The organism is Allomuricauda sp. M10 (genome assembly GCF_020782875.1).
Taxonomy (GTDB): Bacteria; Bacteroidota; Bacteroidia; order Flavobacteriales; family Flavobacteriaceae; genus Flagellimonas.
Genome location: NZ_JAJGBN010000001.1, coordinates 713,760 through 733,722 on the forward strand (window position 1 = coordinate 713,760; position 19,963 = coordinate 733,722).

At 43.9% G+C, this 19,963-nt stretch carries 16 protein-coding genes; 8 read left to right on the plus strand and 8 right to left on the minus strand.

Annotated elements, in window-relative coordinates:
* The first annotated feature begins 131 nt into the window (after nucleotides 1-131).
* Both rpmH and carB read left to right on the plus strand, forming a co-directional pair.
* Nucleotides 132-290: a 50S ribosomal protein L34 gene (rpmH, locus tag LKX84_RS03325; RefSeq protein WP_072882462.1), complete on the plus strand. Its 159-nt coding sequence runs from the start codon at nucleotides 132-134 to the stop codon at nucleotides 288-290.
* Between the two features lie 92 nt (nucleotides 291-382).
* Nucleotides 383-3,235: a carbamoyl-phosphate synthase large subunit gene (gene carB, locus LKX84_RS03330; RefSeq protein ID WP_228235696.1), complete on the plus strand. Its 2,853-nt coding sequence runs from the start codon at nucleotides 383-385 to the stop codon at nucleotides 3,233-3,235.
* Between the two features lie 12 nt (nucleotides 3,236-3,247).
* On the opposite strand, the gene LKX84_RS03335 is transcribed toward carB, so the two are convergent.
* On the minus strand, nucleotides 3,248-3,850 hold the full coding sequence (locus LKX84_RS03335) for a hypothetical protein (RefSeq protein ID WP_228235697.1): 603 nt from the start codon (nucleotides 3,848-3,850) through the stop codon (nucleotides 3,248-3,250).
* A gap of 299 nt (nucleotides 3,851-4,149) precedes the next feature.
* Here LKX84_RS03335 and LKX84_RS03340 point away from each other — a divergent pair, with 299 nt between their 5' ends.
* The 4 genes from LKX84_RS03340 to LKX84_RS03355 all read left to right on the plus strand — a co-directional run bounded on the left by LKX84_RS03340 (nucleotide 4,150) and on the right by LKX84_RS03355 (nucleotide 10,495).
* On the plus strand, nucleotides 4,150-4,554 hold the full coding sequence (locus tag LKX84_RS03340; protein ID WP_228235698.1) for a hypothetical protein: 405 nt from the start codon (nucleotides 4,150-4,152) through the stop codon (nucleotides 4,552-4,554).
* A 147-nt stretch (nucleotides 4,555-4,701) separates the two neighbouring features.
* The gene (locus LKX84_RS03345; RefSeq protein WP_228235699.1) at nucleotides 4,702-5,787 is read left to right on the plus strand and encodes an efflux RND transporter periplasmic adaptor subunit; all 1,086 of its coding nucleotides are present in this window, start codon (nucleotides 4,702-4,704) and stop codon (nucleotides 5,785-5,787) included.
* A 21-nt stretch (nucleotides 5,788-5,808) separates the two neighbouring features.
* Nucleotides 5,809-9,057: an efflux RND transporter permease subunit gene (locus LKX84_RS03350; protein ID WP_228235700.1), complete on the plus strand. Its 3,249-nt coding sequence runs from the start codon at nucleotides 5,809-5,811 to the stop codon at nucleotides 9,055-9,057.
* Nucleotides 9,058-9,067: 10 nt separating this feature from the next.
* Complete coding sequence (locus tag LKX84_RS03355; RefSeq protein WP_228235701.1) at nucleotides 9,068-10,495, plus strand: TolC family protein; 1,428 nt, start codon at nucleotides 9,068-9,070, stop codon at nucleotides 10,493-10,495.
* 119 nt (nucleotides 10,496-10,614) lie between these two features.
* Here LKX84_RS03355 and LKX84_RS03360 read toward each other — a convergent pair whose 3' ends face one another.
* The 6 genes from LKX84_RS03360 to gndA form a co-directional block, all read right to left on the minus strand.
* The gene (locus tag LKX84_RS03360) at nucleotides 10,615-11,019 is read right to left on the minus strand and encodes a Dabb family protein (RefSeq protein ID WP_228235702.1); all 405 of its coding nucleotides are present in this window, start codon (nucleotides 11,017-11,019) and stop codon (nucleotides 10,615-10,617) included.
* Between the two features lie 51 nt (nucleotides 11,020-11,070).
* Nucleotides 11,071-11,439 (minus strand): DMT family protein, encoded by a 369-nt coding sequence (locus LKX84_RS03365; RefSeq protein WP_228235703.1) that lies wholly within the window; start codon nucleotides 11,437-11,439, stop codon nucleotides 11,071-11,073.
* A gap of 58 nt (nucleotides 11,440-11,497) precedes the next feature.
* Nucleotides 11,498-13,522: a S9 family peptidase gene (locus LKX84_RS03370; protein ID WP_228235704.1), complete on the minus strand. Its 2,025-nt coding sequence runs from the start codon at nucleotides 13,520-13,522 to the stop codon at nucleotides 11,498-11,500.
* A gap of 67 nt (nucleotides 13,523-13,589) precedes the next feature.
* Nucleotides 13,590-14,516, minus strand: a complete 927-nt coding sequence (locus tag LKX84_RS03375; protein ID WP_228235705.1) for a mechanosensitive ion channel family protein — start codon at nucleotides 14,514-14,516, stop codon at nucleotides 13,590-13,592.
* A gap of 129 nt (nucleotides 14,517-14,645) precedes the next feature.
* On the minus strand, nucleotides 14,646-15,497 hold the full coding sequence (locus LKX84_RS03380; protein WP_228235706.1) for a ChaN family lipoprotein: 852 nt from the start codon (nucleotides 15,495-15,497) through the stop codon (nucleotides 14,646-14,648).
* Between the two features lie 19 nt (nucleotides 15,498-15,516).
* On the minus strand, nucleotides 15,517-16,929 hold the full coding sequence (gene gndA / locus LKX84_RS03385; protein ID WP_228235707.1) for an NADP-dependent phosphogluconate dehydrogenase: 1,413 nt from the start codon (nucleotides 16,927-16,929) through the stop codon (nucleotides 15,517-15,519).
* 168 nt (nucleotides 16,930-17,097) lie between these two features.
* Between gndA and zwf the strand changes: the two genes are divergently transcribed.
* Entirely contained in the window at nucleotides 17,098-18,630 is a 1,533-nt protein-coding gene (zwf, locus tag LKX84_RS03390; RefSeq protein WP_228236077.1) for a glucose-6-phosphate dehydrogenase, read from the plus strand.
* Between the two features lie 79 nt (nucleotides 18,631-18,709).
* Complete coding sequence (gene pgl, locus LKX84_RS03395) at nucleotides 18,710-19,435, plus strand: 6-phosphogluconolactonase (RefSeq protein WP_228235708.1); 726 nt, start codon at nucleotides 18,710-18,712, stop codon at nucleotides 19,433-19,435.
* Here the strand turns inward: pgl and LKX84_RS03400 are convergent.
* A complete protein-coding gene (locus LKX84_RS03400) occupies nucleotides 19,416-19,961 on the minus strand; it encodes an acyl-CoA thioesterase (RefSeq protein ID WP_228235709.1) in 546 nt (181 codons plus the stop codon). The genes pgl and LKX84_RS03400 overlap by 20 nt on opposite strands.
* Nucleotides 19,962-19,963 lie beyond the last annotated feature (2 nt).

Consider the following 19,963-nt stretch of genomic DNA (forward strand, 5'->3'; position numbering starts at 1 on the left):
AAGTACTAAAAACTAATTTAAATATTTTCCTTTTGGGCTTGCCAAAGTAAAAAGTCTTTGTATATTTGCGCCCAGAATTTTTCGGGAAGGTCAACTTTCCCAAACAACAAAATCCATAAAAGAGTTCCGAAATGAAAAGAACGTATCAGCCGTCAAAAAGGAAGAGAAGAAACAAGCATGGTTTTAGGGAGCGCATGGCGACTGCCAATGGTAGAAAAGTTCTTGCGAGAAGAAGAGCCAAAGGAAGAAAGAGATTAACTGTTTCCTCTGAGCCAAGACATAAAAAATAATGATAGTTTTTAAAACTAAATAAAAGGTGTTACTTTTCTAGGTAACACCTTTTTTTTGACTTAAAAGGAAATAACGAGAAACACCAACTAGAATGCCCAAAAGAAAAGATTTAAAATCCATTTTGATTATTGGTTCTGGTCCTATCATCATTGGCCAGGCATGTGAGTTCGACTATTCTGGTTCCCAGGCACTTAGGTCGTTGCGTGAAGACGGTATCGAGACTGTTTTGATCAATAGCAACCCCGCTACGATCATGACCGACCCTTCCATGGCGGACCATGTGTACCTGAAGCCGTTGACCACTAAATCCATTGTGGAAATTTTAAAGAATCATCCAAATATTGATGCCGTGCTACCTACCATGGGTGGACAAACGGCCTTGAACCTTTGTATCGAAGCTGATGAAAAAGGGATTTGGAAAGATTTTGGAGTAGAGATCATTGGAGTGGATATTGATGCTATCAACATTACCGAGGACCGTGAGAAATTCAGGGAACTCATGTTGAAGATTGGGATAGGCATGCCTCCACAGGCTTCGGCCACTTCTTTCCTAAAAGGAAAAGAAATTGCCCAAGAATTCGGTTTCCCCTTGGTCATCCGTGCTTCTTTTACTTTGGGAGGTGCTGGTGCGGGTATTGTTTATGATCCAGAGGACTTTGACCATATGTTGAGTCACGGTCTGGAAGTATCACCTATCCATGAAGTAATGATCGATAAGGCCTTGATGGGCTGGAAGGAGTACGAGTTGGAGCTTCTGCGTGATAAGAACGATAACGTGGTCATCATCTGTACCATTGAAAATATGGACCCGATGGGTATCCACACTGGGGATTCCATTACCGTGGCCCCAGCCATGACGCTTTCTGACAGGACGTTCCAAAGAATGCGGGACATGGCCATCCATATGATGCGCAGTATCGGGGATTTTGCAGGTGGTTGTAATGTGCAGTTTGCTGTGAGTCCAGATGAAAAAGAGGACATCATTGCCATTGAGATCAACCCAAGGGTTTCCCGTTCGTCTGCCTTGGCATCCAAAGCAACAGGTTACCCTATCGCTAAGATTGCTGCTAAATTGGCCATCGGTTATACGTTGGATGAATTGGACAACCAGATTACAAAATCCACTTCAGCATTGTTCGAGCCTACGTTGGACTACGTGATCGTAAAAATACCCCGTTGGAATTTTGATAAGTTTGAAGGTTCCGACAGGACGTTGGGACTTCAGATGAAGTCGGTAGGAGAGGTAATGGGTATTGGCCGTTCGTTCCAAGAAGCGTTGCATAAAGCCACGCAATCCCTTGAAATTAAGCGTAATGGATTAGGTGCTGATGGAAAGGGATATAAAGATTACGACACCATCATCGAGAAACTCCGTGTTCCAAGTTGGGACAGGGTGTTTGTCATCTATGATGCCATTCAGTTGGGTATTCCGTTGAAGAGGATCCATGAGATCACCAAAATTGATATGTGGTTCTTGAAGCAATATGAAGAATTGCATTATCTGGAATTGGAGGTTTCCAAATATACTATCGAGAGCCTTCCAAAGGATTTGTTGCTCGAAGCCAAACAAAAAGGATTTGCCGATCGTCAAATTGCCCACATGTTGGATTGCTACGAAAGTGAAGTCCATTCCAAGCGTATGGATTTGGGAATCAACAGGGTATATAAATTGGTAGATACCTGTGCGGCAGAGTTCAAAGCCGTAACACCTTACTATTATTCCACTTTTGAGGAAGAGATTGAAACACCGGACGGAAAACGCTACGTGGCCAACGACAGCGAGGTTACCGATAAGAAAAAAGTGGTGGTATTGGGCTCAGGGCCAAACCGAATCGGGCAGGGAATCGAGTTTGATTACTGCTGTGTGCACGGGGTTTTGGCCGCTGCCGAATGTGGGTATGAGACCATCATGATCAACTGTAACCCCGAAACCGTTTCCACGGATTTTGATACCGCTGACAAGCTCTATTTTGAACCTGTTTTCTGGGAACACATTTACGATATCATCCTTCATGAAAAACCAGAAGGGGTAATCGTTCAATTGGGTGGCCAAACAGCATTGAAATTGGCCGAGAAATTGGATAAATACGGCATCAATATCATCGGAACCAGTTTCAAATCCTTGGATTTGGCCGAAGATAGGGGAAGTTTCTCCACGTTGCTGAAAGACAACAACATTCCTTACCCAAGGTTCGGAGTAGCAGAAACCGCTGATGAAGCCTTGGATTTGGCAGATCAGTTGAACTTTCCATTATTGGTAAGGCCTTCCTATGTATTAGGTGGTCAAGGGATGAAGATCGTGATCAATAAGGAAGAACTGGAATCACACGTAGTTTCCTTGTTAAAAAGCATCCCGAACAACAAATTGCTCCTAGATCATTATTTAGATGGTGCCATTGAGGCAGAGGCCGATGCCATTTGTGATGGAGAGGATGTGTATATCATTGGTATCATGGAGCATATTGAGCCTTGTGGTATCCACTCCGGGGATTCCAATGCCACCTTGCCACCCTTCAATTTGGGAGAGTTTGTGTTGCAGCAGATCAAGGACCATACCAAGAAGATTGCCTTGGCCTTGAATACGGTTGGATTGATCAACATCCAGTTTGCCATCAAAGATGACATTGTGTACATCATCGAGGCAAACCCAAGGGCATCCCGTACTGTACCTTTTATTGCGAAAGCATATGGGGAACCGTATGTGAATTATGCCACCAAGGTGATGTTAGGGGAGAAGAAGGTGAAGGATTTTGTGTTCAACCCACAATTGGAAGGATATGCCATTAAACAGCCTGTGTTCTCCTTTAATAAATTCCCGAATGTGAACAAGAATTTGGGACCGGAGATGAAGAGCACCGGGGAGAGTATTTTGTTCATCGATAGTTTGAAGGACGATGAGTTCTACAACCTGTACTCTCGAAGAAAAATGTACTTGAGCAAATAAGCTAAACTTGAATTAAACCTTTGTAACGGTTTCTTGATCAATCAGTTCGAAAGATTGGGCAATCGTTTCAAAGGTTTTTTTATGCTCTTCCTTTTTGCTCTGTAGCGTCCAGGACATCATCATATAAATATTGTCCGTTCCTTCCACGAAGGTTAAAAAATAGGCGATTTCCTCATCGATGCCTTCTACGCTCCCATCAATTTGGACAGACTCAGCATCCAAACCATTTATGTTTAAGGGCTTTATTTCGGACTCGTAACTGATAGAAATGGTACTGGTGAAGGATTGCAATTGTATTTCTCGGTAATTTTCTAAAAGACTGATGTTGTCATTGTATTGGTCCAATTCCTTGAAAACATCCACGAATTCCTGTTTGGGCTCGTCAATAATGATGGTATAGGTTTCTTTGAAGGCGTTTTGGAATTGCAGGGCGGCTTGATCGTTCAAACCCGTGGTACTCCTCATGAACTTTGGAATGTTCACTTGGTATTCGTCATGAATGGAAACGGTGTTGTAGTTTTCAGCTCCTGAATCATCCGCATCTTTTTTGTTGAATTTGATGCACGAGGTGGTCATAAAAAAAAGGGAAAGCAATAGAAAAGATACTTGCTTCATAATAGAATGTGTCTTTTGGTTAGGTTATAAATCGAAGATACATTTTAAAACCTTAAATATTTGAAGGTTGGGATGAAGAAATCATACGAATTTGAGAGGGATTCCTTAAAAAATCATTGAGATTAAGGATTAGGTGGTAAATTTTTGTTAAAACTCCTGTGTTTATTTTGCACTTAATGAATAATTGCGGGTCTGCAACGAACTATTCAATAAAAATAGTTTAGTGCCAAACAATTTTAACCTTTATTAACAACCTGTATTTGTTGGAATTGTTTGCGTGACCTAGTTTTGTTCCCCAAATGAAAAAAGCGTTAAGGCGATATTTACTTCCCCTTTGCCTTCTCCTTTTGGGAGGGTTCATCAATCTTTATGCTGATGCTCAGAATGGGATTGAAGATGAAAACGCTTGTTATTTAGAAGCTGACCAAAATCTTGATTATGTAGATTCCATTGGGTCACTTCAATCTAACCCTGAAAAAAAGTATTGTACCGAAACTGAGGTTGAGGAAAAAGAAGAAAGGGAAGAAGAGGCAGCTTCACAGGATTTGGATTTAGAGTTTGGCAGTTATTCAACTGCCTTTTTTTGTGCCTCACAATCAGGGCAACTAACCTATTTGTCTGATAATGAATTAGGTGTCGTTCCTTTTGGTTCCCAATCCACACCACTTAAGCGGCACATCAGGTTCCAGGTGTTCCGAATTTAGAATTTTCTTTTCCGATGGACACCTGTTTGCACAGGCCCATTCTTGCAAAGCACTTTGAGTAATCATCAATAACCAGGGGGCAGGTCCATGTTAAAGGATCAGGACTTCCCTAAATCATTTCAAAAACCATTTTTAAACATTAAAACTATGAGGAGAATTCCCATCTTCATTGGCTTGGTTGTGCTGCTATGTTACAATACGAGCTGCGAATCCAAAAAACATGAAACCGAGGTCGAGACCAAATTCCTTGTTTCCAGTCCAATTGTAAAAGATACATCCATCACCAAAGATTATGTATGTCAGATTCACTCCGTAAGGCATATTGAGTTGAGGGCCTTGGAAAAAGGTTACCTACAACATATTTATGTAGATGAAGGTCAGACCGTGACCAAAGGCCAGAAAATGTTCTACATCATGCCCAATGTCTACCAAGCCGATCTTCAAAAGGCCAAGGCCGAGGCAGAGGTTGCCGAAATTCAATATAAAAACACCCAATTGCTTGCTGATGGTAACGTGGTTTCCGCCAATGAATTGGCCATGGCCAAAGCAGAATTTGATAGGGCCAAGGCAGAAGTGGCCCTGGCCGAGACCCATTTGGGCTTTACCGATATCCGTGCCCCATTTGATGGTATCATGGACCATTTGGAAGCCCGGGAGGGCAGCCTTTTGGATGAAGGGGAGTTGTTGACCACTCTTTCCGATAACAGCAAAATGTGGGTCTACTTTAACGTTCCCGAAGCCGAGTATTTGGATTATATCACCAGTGCGGACAAGAATAGCAAAAAAGCTGTTGAACTATTGATGGCCAACAACAAAAAATTCAATCAAGGCGGTATTGTTGAAACCATCGAAGGTGAATTCAACAACGAAACCGGAAACATCGCGTTCCGTGCCACTTTCCCTAATCCTGATGGTATACTTAGACACGGTGAAACCGGTAGTATCCTAATGACAGTCCCCCTTAAAAATGCCATGTTGATCCCACAAAAGGCAACCTTTGAGGTGTTGGACAAAAAGTATGTTTTTGTCATAGATAAAGAAGGTAAGGTAACCCAAAGAGAAATAGAGATTGGTGCCGAACTGCAACATTTATTTGTAGTGGTAAAAGGACTTTCCAAAGATGATAAAGTATTGTTGGAAGGTATCCGTATGGTCAAGAACGGAGAGAAAATTCACTATACGTTCGAGAAGCCGGACAAAATTTTGTCCAGTTTGGACTTGTACGCAGAGTAACAACCTAAATCTTCTAAAAAGATGTTTAAAAAGTTCATACACAGGCCAGTATTGGCCATAGTAATCTCTGTGATCATTGTGTTCACGGGTATGCTTGCGATCAAGCAGTTGCCTATTTCACAGTTTCCACAGATTGCCCCAACAACAGTAAACATATTCATTGCCTACCCCGGAGCGAGTGCCGACGTATTGGTGAAATCAACTTTGATTCCCTTGGAAACGGCCATCAATGGCGTGCAGGGCATGCGCTATATTGCTTCAGATGCCACCAGTGCCGGGGAAGGAACCGTTCGTATCATTTTTGATCCAGGTACCGATCCCAACGAAGCGGTGGTACGGGTCAAAACAAGAGTAGACCAGGTTATGCCCTTGTTGCCCGATCTGGTGCAGCGCGAAGGGGTCATCATTACCCCGGTAATCCCCAGTATGCTGATGTACGTGAACCTCTATAGCAGGGAGGACAATGCAGATGAGCTGTTCCTGTACAACTATGCCTACACCAAAATGATTCCCGAAATCCAAAGGATCAATGGTATAGCCACGGCCCAAATTTTGGGAAGTAGAAAGTTTGCTATGCGAATTTGGTTGAAACCGGATCGTATGCGGGCCTATAGTGTGTCTGCGGAAGAAATCTTGGAGGCAATGGAGGAGCAGAGTATTATTGCCCGTCCCGGTAGATTGGGTCAGAGTTCCGGTAAAAATGCCCAATCCCTGGAGTATGTGTTGGTCTACCAAGACCGGTATAGTGAACCCGAGCAGTACAAGGATATTATCATAAAAGCCAATGAAGAAGGTGAAATCCTAAAATTAGGCGATCTGGCGGATGTGGAGTTGGGTAGTGAGTTTTTCGATATTTATTCCAATTTGGACGGAAGGCCCTCCGCTTCCATTGTGTTAAAACAGACGTTTGGCAGTAATGGTAGTGAAGTGATCAAGGAGGTGAAGGCAAAATTGAAGGAATTGGAAGCCGATCTACCCCCAGGGTTGGACTATCAGATCAGTTACGATGTATCCAACTTCTTGGATGCTTCCATAGACCAGGTGCTCCACACCCTTCGGGATGCCTTTATTTTGGTGGCCATAGTGGTGTTCCTTTTCTTGGGCGACTGGCGTTCTACCCTTATCCCGATTATTGCCGTACCGGTTTCCTTGATCGGTGCCTTCTTTGTAATGCAAATGTTTGGGTTGTCCATCAACCTGATTACACTCTTTGCCTTGGTATTGGCCATTGGTATTGTGGTGGATAACGCGATTGTGGTGGTGGAAGCGGTGCACGTGAAAATGCACGAGGAAAACCTTACGCCATACAAAGCCTCATACGAAGTTTTGGGTGAGATTGGGGGTGCGATCATTGCCATTACCTTGGTAATGACATCGGTGTTTATCCCAATTTCATTTATGACCGGACCGGTTGGGGTCTTCTACCGACAGTTCTCCATCACCATGGCAGGATCCATTGTGATTTCGGCCATTGTGGCCCTTACCTTGACCCCGGTACTTTGTGCCATGATGTTGAAGAGCACCCATGGCCAGGCCAGGAAAAAATCCCCCGTGAACCGCTTTATCGATTGGTTCAATGGCAAGTTTGAAAAACTAACGGGCAGATATGTAGGCGTCTTGAACAAGATCGTAAATCGACGAGTGGTCACTTTTGGTATTCTTATCGCTTTCTGCGCCGGAATCTTCTTTACAAACCAAGTTTTACCTGCCGGATTCATCCCGAATGAGGACCAAGGTATGATCTATGCGATCATCCAAACCCCTCCGGGAGCCACTTTGGAACGTACCAATGCCGTGGCACGAAAACTTCAGCAGATATGTGAGGAAACCGAAGGTGTGGAATCCGTTTCTTCCTTGGCCGGTTATGAGATCATGACCGAGGGTAGGGGTTCCAATGCCGGAACCTGTTTGATCAACCTAAAACCATGGTCAGAAAGGGAACACACCGTTCACGAAATCATGGAAGAATTGGAGGAAGAAACCAAAGACCTGGGAGCGGTCATTGAATACTTTGAACCCCCCGCCGTTCCTGGGTTCGGTTCTTCCGGTGGCTTTGCCATGCGTTTGTTGGACAAGACCAACGGTACCGATTACCATGAGTTTGAAAAGGTGAACAACAACTTTATGGATGCCCTAAGACAACGTAAGGAGTTGACAGGTCTGTTTACTTTCTATGCGGCCAATTATCCTCAGTATGAGCTGAAAATCAACAACAAGGCAGCTATGCAGAAGGGTGTTTCCATAGGAAAGGCCATGGAGAACCTGAACATTTTGATCGGTAGTACCTATGAACAAGGTTTCATTCGTTTCGGTCGATTCTTTAAGGTATATACCCAAGCAGCACCTGAATACCGTGCACTTCCATCGGATTTGGAGAAACTCTTTGTGAAGAATGAAGAGGGGGAAATGGTGCCGTATTCCGCTTTCATGACCATGGAAAAACGTTTGGGTCCTAACGAGATTACCCGTTATAACCTGTATAACTCCGCAGCCATCAACGGTTTGCCAGCCAAAGGCTACACAACTGGTGATGCCATTGCGGCCATCAAAGAGGTTGCGGCGAAAACGTTGCCACGTGGTTATGACATTGCATGGGAAGGACTTTCTTTCGATGAGGCTCAACGCGGAAACGAATCGCTATACATTTTCATAGTGGTATTGATCTTCGTGTATTTGGTATTGGCTGCGCAGTACGAAAGCTTCTTGCTTCCAATGGCGGTAATCCTTTCATTGCCTGTTGGGGTATTCGGTTCCTTCTTCCTGTTGAAGGTGATGGGATTGGCTAACGACGTGTATGCACAGATCGGTGTGATCATGTTGGTGGGACTTCTGGGTAAAAATGCGGTATTGATCGTGGAATTCGCCGTACAGAAACACCGGCAGGGAGCTACGATTTTGGAAGCGGCCATCGAAGGGTCCAAACAACGATTCCGACCTATTTTGATGACCTCCTTTGCCTTTATCGCTGGTTTGATCCCATTGGTAGTGGCTTCCGGTGCAGGAGCTATCGGTAACCGTACCATCGGTGGTTCTGCCCTTGGAGGGATGCTTATCGGTACCATTTTCGGGGTATTGTTGATTCCGGGATTGTACTTCTTCTTCGCCAAGTTGGCTGAAGGGAAAAGTCTTATCAAGGATGAACATGACGAACCGATTTCCGAAGAATTGTTCAAGGAGAATGATACGGAAAGTAGACTTCGTGCCCGTTTGCGTGAGGTGAACAAACTGTTGAAAAAAATGACCACAAGAAATGGAAATAAAAAACAATAAGGTGACAACGATGAAGAATAGTAAATCAATATTGATAGGCATTCTCGCGATAGTGGCCCTATATTCTTGTGTGCCCACCCGCGAGATCCGGAACGAGAATACCTCGGTTCCCGAGCAGTACCAAAATCAGTCTACGGATACCGTAAACTCTGGTTTGGTGCAGTGGAAGGACTTTTTTAAAGACCCCAACTTGATTGCATTGATCGATACGGCTTTGGTTAAAAACCAGGAGTTGAACATCATGCTACAACAAGTGGATATGTCCAAGAACGTAATCCGGGTCAAGACAGGGGAATATTTGCCTTTTGTGAACTTTCAAGCTGGTGCCGAAGTGGAAAAAGTAGGCGAGTATACCCGTAACGGCGCTGTGGAGAAGAACCTTGAAATCAAGGAAGGTGAAGAATTCCCTGAACCCCTTACCAATTATGGTCTGGGTGCCTTTGCCACATGGGAACTCGACGTTTGGAAAAAGCTTCGCAATGAGAAAAAGGCGGCCGTGTACGAATACCTTTCCAGTGTGGAAGGGAAGAACTTCATGGTCACCAATTTGGTTGCGGAGATTGCGGATTCGTACTACGAACTGATGGCATTGGACAACCAGTTGGCCATCATCGACCAAAACTTGGAAATTCAGCAGAATGCCCTTAAAATGGTAAAACTGCAGAAGCAAGCTGCACGTGCCACCGAATTGGCGGTTCAGCGTTTTCAGGCAGAGGTGTTGAAGAACCAAAGCCATAAGTACGAGATCCAACAGGAAATCGTGGAGACCGAAAACAAGCTCAATTTCTTGATAGGAAGGTCGCCACAACACATCAATAGGATCTCTGATAGTTTTATCGATACTCCTATTGATCATCTGTATGCAGGTATTCCTTCGCAATTGCTACAAAACCGTCCTGATGTTCGTCAGGCTGAATTGGAATTGGCAGCAGCCAAATTGGATACCAAGGCAGCTAAGGCCAGTTTTTATCCCCAATTTACCATCAAGGCAGGTTTGGGATTGGAAGCCTTCGATACCAAATACCTGACAACTACCCCAGAATCGGTTTTGTATTCTGTAATGGGCGATATGGTGGCTCCATTGATCAACCGTAATGCAATCAAGGCTCAGTATCTGAATGCTACGGATAGACAGTTGCAAGCAGTTTACGAATATGAAAAGGCCATTTTGAACGCTTATATCGAAGTGGCCAATCAGTTGTCCAACATCGACAATTTGAAGAAAAGCTATGAATTGAAAGATGGTCAAGTACAGGCCCTTACCCAATCCATTGACCTTTCCACTCGTTTGTTCCAATCCGCAAGGGTGGAATACATTGAGGTGCTTTTGGCACAACGGGAGGCCTTGGAATCGAAAATGGAGCTTGTGGAGACCAAAAAGGACCAGATGCTAGCCCAGGTGAACATGTACCGGGCTTTGGGCGGCGGCTGGAATTAAGAACCCCCAAATCAATGGTTTGGCCTACTGACCTTGGCTATTGATTTACCCAAAGCGAAAACCCGATTTACAAATGTAAATCGGGTTTTTAATTATTTGGAAATTTTATAAGTTGGATATCATTTCATCCAATAATCCACTACCACTACATCTTGGATGTGTGGCCCTGCCACATCTCCAAAAGCTACATGCGCAGGGTGGGTAAGGTAGGTATCCCGGTCCTTTTCACTATCAAATGTCAGAAAAAAACAATGGGTCAACCCCTTGTTCAGGTTTTCGGGACTGTTGTTCAGACCCCACTCAAAACCTTTGATTTCTGAAATTTTGGAGGGGAGCTCCTCAAATGCGGCTTCTACCGTGTCAACATCTTCGGGGGTTGAGGTATCCTTAAATTGAAATAGGACCACGTGTCGTAATTGGGAAGTCGGCTTTTCCATTTCAGTTTCGTTTTGCTGTACTTCTTTGTTGGAGGAATTGCATCCTACCAAAACGAGAAGGAATAAAATTAAAAGATTTGTTTTCATAATGTTTTTGGTTAGTTACTTACCTGAATGTTTCTGTCTTTCTGCTGAATCCTACTTTTTGAACATAAAATATACGGCCAAGATTAAAAATACAAATGAGATGATATGGTTAAATCGAAACGTTTCAGTTTTAAAAACGATAAGCGTAAAAACCGCAAAGACAACCAGCGTGATGACTTCTTGAATGACCTTTAATTGAATAAGGTTGAACGGACCACCGTTTTCCTTAAAACCGATTTTGTTCGCAGGAACCTGAAAGGCATATTCGAACAGGGCAATGCCCCAACTGATTAAAATGATGGAAACCAATCCAAGTTTGTTGAACCATTTCCACTCGGAAAACTTTAAATGGCCATACCATGCCATCACCATGAAGGTGTTGCTTATGATCAGCAACCCTATTGTTAAAAATGCTTTCATTGGCAGCAGTTGACTTACAATGGAGTGAATAAATGAGTGCCTTTCATCTTCATTATCCTTAGTTCTTATATTTATCGAACCAAGCCAATACACTAGCAATCTTGGCGATCAAGTTACTGGGTGTGTTAGCGATTCCGTGACCGGAATTAGGAATACGCACCATGGCGGTTTCCACATTTTGTAACTTTAAGGCTGCATAAAATTGTTCCGATTCTGCAATTGGCGTACGGTAATCATCCTCTCCCGTCATCAACATGGTAGGGGTGGTCACATTGCCCACATAGGTCAACGGGGATCGGCGCATGTAGTTTTCAGGATCTTCCCAAGGTTTTTTACCAAACCAATATTTGGAGAAAAATTGAATCCCGTCCGCATACAACACAAAGCTATACCAGTTGATTACGGGCTTGGCCACCACGGCGGCTTTAAATCGGTCTGTTTTGCCTACGATCCATGCCGTAAGTACACCGCCACCGCTACCACCGGTAACGAATAGGTTGTCCTTATCCACAAAGCCTTTGGCAAGCACGGCATCTACACCGGACATCAAGTCGTCATAATCATGGTTCGGGTAATCGTGGTGGATCAAGTTCCCGAATTCCTCCCCGTAACTAGTACTTCCGCGCGGATTGGTATAAAGTACCACATAACCGGCCGCGGCATAAGCCTGAATCTCTGCGGAATAAACGGAGCCATAACTAGTGAACGGTCCTCCGTGGATTTCCAAGATCATCGGGTATTTTTTGGCAGGGTCAAAATCAGGTGGAGTGACCACCCAACCTTGAATTTTTCGTTGGTCATAGGAGGACTCCCACCAAATTTCTTCCACTTTACCCAATTTCCTAAAGGAAAAGAGGTCGTCGTTCAAAGCCGTGAGGCGTTTGCTGCTTTTAGTATCCGTAACTCCCAAATCGGAAGGATGATTGGTATCTCCAATGGTGTAGGCAAATTTGTTATTGCTTGAAGCCGAAAAACTGGCCGCATTGTAGGGGCGTCCTAAAGAAAGCCCGCCAAGCCCGTCGGTAATATCATCCACTTTTCCGGAAAGGTTGATGGATGCCAATTTGCCCATTCCTTTATCTGTATAAATGAAGTTAAGGCCGGTACCTTTATTGTTCCAAACCATGTCTTCCACATCGCGGTCAAAGCCCCCTGAAATCAATTGGGAATTGGAACCGTCAGCATTCATCACATACAACTGCGTCAACTGATACCCTTGGTAGCGGTCATCAAAACCCAAGTAGGCAATTTTGGAACCGTCGGGTGACAAAACGGGGTGCACATCGGGTCCATAACGGTCGGTCAACGCCTTGATCTCGCCATTATTGATGTTGATGGTGTAGATTTCGCTATCAGTTGGTTCAAATTCTTCCTCCTTATGAAAATTGGCACTAAAATACAGATGGGCATTGTCCTTGGCCCAAACCGGACCATCATGGTCGAATTCAGTAAATGTCAACTGTTTTGGGGTGCCACCGCTGACAGGAAGTGTAAACAATTGCATGTTCCCGCCTTTTAGATAGCCTTGACCATCACCGCGGTAGTTGATTTTATCGATGTATTTGGGAGGGGCATTCCATTTGGCACCTTCCGGTTTGGCAGGCAGTTTTATGATGGATTTTTCCTCAGCAGGCACAAACATGTTGAATGCCAAAAAATTATCGTCATAGGACCATGACACTTGACCAGGAGATTGGGGAGTATTGGTCAAAGCCATGGTTTCCTTGGTGTCCAACCACATGAGATACAGCTTCATTTTCTCATCTGCCATATTGGATTTGAATACAATTTTTTTGCCGTCGTGTGACCAAACGGGGGAGAAATCGTTGTGGTTTCCAGTCGTCAACGGACGGTTGTTGGAACCATCGAAATTTACGATCCAAAGATTGGATAGGTTACGGTCCGTCATTACGTCCTTGAAGTTACGGACGTAGATGATTTTGGTTCCATCCGGTGAAATCTGAGGATCGGAAACAAACTCCATGTTGAAGATGTCCAACAGTTCCAAGTTGGATTGCACTTGGCCAAACCCTAAAGGGTTTGCGGCCACCAAGAGAAGCAGGGTATAGATTATTTTTTTCATAGGGTTGGATTTTAATGTGTTAGCATCACAAAGGACTTTTGCCATGCCTTTTGCATTGGTGAACAGTTTAAGGGTTATCGGATGTATGCTTTGTTTCATTGATGTTGAGCGTTGGTATTTTGACAATTTCGAACGTGGCCGAAGCCCATGTCACCTTTCCATTGGTTTCCCGGATTCTTTTTCCAATCTCCTCAAAGAGCAAATGTTTGGTAGCTCTCCTTTTTTTGTAATCCACAATATACCTTAAGTTGAATTGAATCCAATTATCGCTCATGGTGATGGCGAGGGTGGGTTCCACTTGGGCATCTTCAATATAGTACTTGTTTACCACGTCCTTCCATCCCGCAATGGAGTTTTTTACATATTCCGACAGTATTTCCTGTGCCGCCGAAATAATAATTTCTTTGGCCAGTTCTATGTCGGACTCATACCGGATGGGCATATTGAATTCATCCCAAACAAATGGGAAATCGAGGGAATAATTATACACAGGGCCTTTAAAAACAAAGGCGTTGCTCAATTTCACAATGCGTCCGCTGTAATTGTCACTGGAAACCCATTCGCCAATTTCCATCATGGTGGTGTACATGCTGTCTATATCGATGACATCCCCTTTGATCCCATTGAGTTCTATGCGATCACCGGGTTTGTACACGCGCACAAAAAAGATATAGAACGAACCTGCAATACTCAAGATCAGTTCTTGGAGTGTTATGGTGATGCCAGCCGTAAGCAGACCAACGGCAAGTCCAAAATCCTGAATGCTTCCGGTGAAGTAAGAAATGGTGATCAGAATGATAAATAGGTAACCGATTATCTGAATCGCCTTCTGTACTTTGTATTTGATGGTATTATCATGCAGATTTTTTTTCATCCAACGTCTTATCCATGCAATGATGAAAAATACCAGTGCGACCCAGACCAAATATTTGATGATATTTGATGCTACAGGGTAATCCGAAAACCAATTTTTTACACTTTCAATCAGTTCCATTTAGATTCTTTACGGTTTGATTCCACTTAACCAATCGAGTATTTTGAAGTCGTGTATGGGCGGCGTGTCAACTCTTAAAAATATGGAATTTATCCCTTAAAAAGATATAGGAGAACAAGTAATTCCAACCTAATACGTTGTGGTCATGTTACTATCCACACAAATGATGAAGTCCGCAATACCTTGATTTTCATCTTCCAAGTGGTGTACATCGTCCTGCGTCACCGTGGAAATGGTCCCATACTGCAAATCGGGGCGGTCTTTTTTCAGGTACCACAAAATGCCTTCATAATCATTGGAGTGGTAGGCACCATTGTAGTGGAGGAACAGACTTCCGTTCTTATAATTTTTTAGGATGAAATGTGCCATGGTAGCATCTTTGATGGCCTGAGCCATCACCAAGGTAGGACTGCCGTGGTCGCCCATCATTTTTAAGATGTTCTTATAACCGGGTAAATTAGGGTCAAAGGCAATGGGTAGGGGAGCGATCCATGCTTTTTCTTGTGCGGATAGGGTGTCCAGGGCTTCAAATCCACCTTTGTACACCATGCTTGCGTAACGACGGGGCACATTGGAGGCCACAAAGACCAGTTTTTTTTCCTTGGCGAAATCCACCAATGGGGCATAATCGGTTTTGTGGTTGTTCCAAAGTCGGGCTGTGGAATCCAAAGCCTTGTAATCGATGTTGCCAGCCAAATAGGCATCCAACCCATCCTGATTGTCGGCTTCCACCATTTCGGCACCGAGAATCAGTTGTCTTTTGGCATACAGGTCGGAAGTGAGCTCGTACTGCAACCAATGCGCAATGGGGTTGTTGTGCAGTTCCCCGAAGAGGACCATATCCTTTTGCTCCAACTTCTTCAACATTTTTTCATACGATACCTTTTTGCCCTTGGCATTGTATATGGCATAGGGAGCTTTTTGGGCTGAAACGGAAAAGAGGTAAAAGGTGAAGGCAAAAAGGAAGAGGAGGTTTTTCATTTCTATTTCAACTTTAGAATTAATTGTCCTCCCACTCCGTATGGAAAATTCCCTCATGGTCCACACGCTCATAGGTGTGTGATCCAAAATAGTCACGTTGCGCCTGGATCAAGTTCAGCGGTAATCTACTGCTGGTATAGGCATCAAAATAGGTGAGGGCATTGGAGAGTCCCGCCAATGGAATTCCGTTCAACGCTCCATATGCGGTCATTTCCCTGGCGGCGGCAACTGTTCCTTTTACTTTTTCCACGAAGGATGGAGAAAGCAACAGGTTTTCTAGATTTTCATTGGCTCGGTAAGCATCGGTAATGTCTGCCAACAATGCAGCGCGTATGATACAACCTGCCCTCCAAATTTTGGCGATTTCACCCAGTTCCAGTTCGTAGCCGTATTCCTTGGAGGCATCGGCCAATTGGTGCATACCTTGGGCATAGGTGATGATAAAGGCAAAGTATAACGCTTGTTCGGCTTTGGAGATAAAATCGGCTTTATCAATTGCCGATGGGGTTGGACGATCGTAAAGGGCATCCGCTTTAACACGTTCTTCCTTTAAGGCAGAAAGTTCCCGCATGCTTACGGCTACATCTATGGTAGGTACTGGAATACCAAGGTCCATAGCGTTTTGGGAGGTCCATTTTCCAGTTCCCTTTTGTTTGGCCTTGTCCAAAATCTTGTCCACAAGTTCGCCATCACCCAAATCGTCTTTTTGCTTAAAGATTTCCGAAGTAATCTCCACCAAAAAGGATTGCAATCGGCCTTCGTTCCATTGACCAAAGGTTTGGTACAGTTCCGCATTGGAGAGTCCGCCTGCTTTTTTCAAGAGGTCATAGATTTCCGAAGTAAGCTGCATCAACCCGTATTCGATACCGTTGTGCACCATTTTCACGTAGTTTCCAGCCGATTTCGGACCCAGATAGGCCACACAGGGCTCACCTTTATATTTGGCGGAAACCGCCTCAAAAATGGGTTTTACATGCTGATACGCCTCTTTGGAGCCTCCTGGCATAATGCTTGGGCCACGTCGCGCACCTTTGGCACCCCCGGAAACCCCGGCACCAAAAAAGTTGATGCCTTTTTCTTTTAAATAGGCTTCGCGACGGTCGGTATCAGTGAAAAAAGAATTTCCACCATCGATAATGATGTCGCCATTGTCCAAATGGGGCAACAAACTTTCAATCACAATGTCCACCACTTTTCCGGCCGGCACCAAAAGCATAATTTTTCGGGGTGTGGTCAGGGCATTTACGAAGGTTTTTACATCGGAAGAGGCATTTACTTTGTCCGTATTGCCCCCTTCTTTGATCAATACACCTACCTTTTCTTCATCCAAATCGTTACCAAAAGCGGTAAATCCATTATCGGCCACATTCAAAATAAAATTGCGTCCCATTACCCCAAGGCCCACAAGGCCAAAATCATACGTATCTGCCATCTTGTATTTTTATCTACTTCCGTTGTTAAGACAACCCTAAGGTTGTGCTTTCTTGAATTACGAACCTAAAATAAACCTTATATTCGTTATGCTCAAAAAATAAACGGCTTCATTGGAATAACCTTGGAGCGCGTGTTGGATTCAATCAGCCAGAAACCAAAAAAGATGATGAAAAAGACCGAAAACCAGATGCTCGTAATTTTTGGGGCTTCGGGAGATTTGACCGCAAGAAAACTGATTCCAGCCCTTTTTAACTTGTATGTTGCCAAACACCTTCCCGAAAATTTTGTGGTATTGGGAGTTAGCCGTAGCACATTGACCGATGAATCGTTCAGGGACCATGTGGTATATGAAAGTGATTATTTGAAGGAAAAGCTCAAAAAACTGGGCAAGGAAGAGATCAAGGGATTTGCCGATAAACTTTTCTACGAAGATCTAGGAGAAAGCTATGATACGGATTATCAAACCTTGCGCAAACGGGTGGAAGATCTGAAGGCGACAAATAAGACTTCAGGGAATATCATTTATTACCTTTCCACTCCGCCAACCCTTTATGAAACTATTGCACATAACCTTGCCGAGGCTGGCATGAACACCCAAAACAATGGGTGGAAGCGTTTGGTTGTGGAAAAACCATTTGGTTATAGCTTGGAAACGGCCAAAAACCTGAACAAAGGGATACATCAATATTTTACTGAGCCACAGATTTATCGTATCGATCATTATTTGGGTAAGGAAACGGTGCAAAACCTTTTGGTAACGCGATTTGCCAATAGCATTTTTGAACCGCTTTGGAACCGTAATTATATTGAACATGTTGAAATCACCAATGCCGAAAGTGTAGGGGTGGAAAAGCGTGGCGGTTATTATGACAAATCGGGTGCATTGCGAGATATGTTCCAGAACCACTTGCTCCAAATTGTTTCATTGGTTGTTATGGAGCCACCAATTGGGGCTGAAGCTGAAGAAATTAGGAATGAAAAGGTAAAGGCATTGAAATCGTTACGAGTGATGAGGGATGAAAAGGCCCTTTTCCAAAATACCATTCGAGCCCAGTATGTAGAATCTGTTGTAGACGGAAAAAAGGTGAAAGGATACCGCGAAGAAGATGGGGTAGACCCGGATTCCACCACAGAAACCTATGCGGCCATCAAATTTTATGTGGATAACTGGAGATGGCACGGCGTACCCTTTTATGTAAGAACCGCCAAACGGATGCCAACCAAGGTTACGGAGGTGGTCATTCATTTTAAGGAACCCCACCACCAGATCTTTAACGAGCCTGGCATGCATCGAAAGGACAACAAATTGATCATTAGAATTCAGCCTGATGAAGGTATTTTGATCAAGTTCGGTGTTAAGGTGCCCGGGCAAGGATTTAAAGTGGAAAGGGCGAATTTGGATTTTTACTATTCCAGTTTGGCCGAAACGTATGTCATGGAAGCCTACGAACGACTTTTGTTGGATGCCATGCAGGGAGATGCTACCTTATATGCCCGTGCCGATGAGGTGGAGGCGGCTTGGGAGTTTGTGGATCCCATCCTTAATTATTGGCAAAAAGGAAAGGATGTTCGCATGTACGGCTACGCAGCAGGAGTTTGGGGGCCAGAAAATGCAGATGAACTCTTTGAAGGAAAAGGATTCTGGCGTAATCCAGGGGAGAATTTGGCAGATGATCCGGGGTATTGTGTGATTTGCTGATTTCAGTATCCAATGAACAATTAGCAATAAACAATAATCAATGAACAACTGGATTACTGAAGACAAAATTAAGAAGTAGATGGAGCTTAAGATTTATAAAGACAAATTTGAAGTTGCGGAGCAGTTTTCGGCCTATTTTGTGGAGAAGGCCGCGCATAGTGATGCGTTTCATGTAGCCCTTTCAGGAGGAAGCACTCCAAAAATTGTTTTTGATGTGCTGGCAGAGAAATTTGCCGATAAGGTGGATTGGAACAAGGTGCATTTTTATTGGGGAGATGAACGTTGTGTTCCCCCTTCGGATGATGAGAGTAACTATAAAATGACGGTTGAACATTTGTTTTCCAAGATTGATGTCCCACATGAAAACATCAACCGAATTTTAGGCGAAAATGACCCCAAAGGTGAAGCCATGCGTTATGCCAATCTGTTGGAAATTAATTTGGATAGAGTGGAAGATGTCCCCCAATTTGACTTGGTGATTCTGGGTATGGGTGATGACGGGCATACCGCTTCCATTTTCCCGCACGAGATCGAACTTTGGAACGCCGAGGACCATTGTGTGGTGGCAACCCATCCCGATTCAGGACAAAAGAGGGTATCTATCAACGGAAAGGTCATCAATACGGCCAAGGAAGTAGCTTTTTTGGTCACTGGTACTTCCAAAGCGGAAAAAGTGGAAGCTATCATTGAAAAAACGGAAGGTTCCAAGGTGTATCCAGCATCTTTGGTCAACCCAAAATCAGGGAAATTGGTGTGGTTTTTGGATGAAGGTGCTGCGGCTAAACTCAATCAAAATCCATCATAGCATTTTCGCCTTGTAGAAAATCCAGAAAATCATTTACCTTAAAGTTGGCGGATTCGTATTTATTATCCCGTTGAAAGGCAGATTCTTTATGTTCCTTACTTCTTGCAAACCGTCGGATATCCTGTTTGGTTTTTAGGATCAATCCAGGAACGGTATTGTTTTTACCATCCTTACCCTTGGCCACCATGGTGAAATAACTGGAATTGCAATGTTTTACCAACCCTGTGGTCACGTTTTCGGATTCCACACGTACTCCAACAACCATGGAAGTTTTTCCGGTATAATTGATCGAAGCCTTAAGGGTTACCAATTCTCCAACCTCAATGGGATTAAGGAAATCGACCCTATTTACGGACGCTGTAACGCAGTAGCTTTGGGAATGTTTTGAAGCACATGCGAAAGCAATTTGATCCATAAGGTTGAGGATGTGTCCACCATGTACTTTGCCACCAAAATTGGAATGGGAGGGAAGCATCAGTTCGGTGATGGAGACCCTACTTTCTTTGGACGATTTGAAATTTTTCATAG

Excerpts from the sequence above, each read along its gene's own strand:
- zwf (WP_228236077.1), top strand. The coding sequence starts at position 17,098 with ATGAAAAAGACCGAAAACCAGATGCTCGTAATTTTTGGGGCTTCGGGA.
- LKX84_RS03355 (WP_228235701.1), top strand. The coding sequence starts at position 9,068 with ATGAAGAATAGTAAATCAATATTGATAGGCATTCTCGCGATAGTGGCC.
- LKX84_RS03340 (WP_228235698.1), top strand. The coding sequence starts at position 4,150 with ATGAAAAAAGCGTTAAGGCGATATTTACTTCCCCTTTGCCTTCTCCTT.
- LKX84_RS03375 (WP_228235705.1), bottom strand. The coding sequence starts at position 14,516 with ATGGAACTGATTGAAAGTGTAAAAAATTGGTTTTCGGATTACCCTGTA.
- LKX84_RS03370 (WP_228235704.1), bottom strand. The coding sequence starts at position 13,522 with ATGAAAAAAATAATCTATACCCTGCTTCTCTTGGTGGCCGCAAACCCT.
- pgl (WP_228235708.1), top strand. The coding sequence starts at position 18,710 with ATGGAGCTTAAGATTTATAAAGACAAATTTGAAGTTGCGGAGCAGTTT.
- LKX84_RS03365 (WP_228235703.1), bottom strand. The coding sequence starts at position 11,439 with ATGAAAGCATTTTTAACAATAGGGTTGCTGATCATAAGCAACACCTTC.
- LKX84_RS03400 (WP_228235709.1), bottom strand. The coding sequence starts at position 19,961 with ATGAAAAATTTCAAATCGTCCAAAGAAAGTAGGGTCTCCATCACCGAA.
- LKX84_RS03380 (WP_228235706.1), bottom strand. The coding sequence starts at position 15,497 with ATGAAAAACCTCCTCTTCCTTTTTGCCTTCACCTTTTACCTCTTTTCC.
- LKX84_RS03345 (WP_228235699.1), top strand. The coding sequence starts at position 4,702 with ATGAGGAGAATTCCCATCTTCATTGGCTTGGTTGTGCTGCTATGTTAC.
- LKX84_RS03335 (WP_228235697.1), bottom strand. The coding sequence starts at position 3,850 with ATGAAGCAAGTATCTTTTCTATTGCTTTCCCTTTTTTTTATGACCACC.
- carB (WP_228235696.1), top strand. The coding sequence starts at position 383 with ATGCCCAAAAGAAAAGATTTAAAATCCATTTTGATTATTGGTTCTGGT.
- LKX84_RS03360 (WP_228235702.1), bottom strand. The coding sequence starts at position 11,019 with ATGAAAACAAATCTTTTAATTTTATTCCTTCTCGTTTTGGTAGGATGC.
- gndA (WP_228235707.1), bottom strand. The coding sequence starts at position 16,929 with ATGGCAGATACGTATGATTTTGGCCTTGTGGGCCTTGGGGTAATGGGA.
- LKX84_RS03350 (WP_228235700.1), top strand. The coding sequence starts at position 5,809 with ATGTTTAAAAAGTTCATACACAGGCCAGTATTGGCCATAGTAATCTCT.
- rpmH (WP_072882462.1), top strand. The coding sequence starts at position 132 with ATGAAAAGAACGTATCAGCCGTCAAAAAGGAAGAGAAGAAACAAGCAT.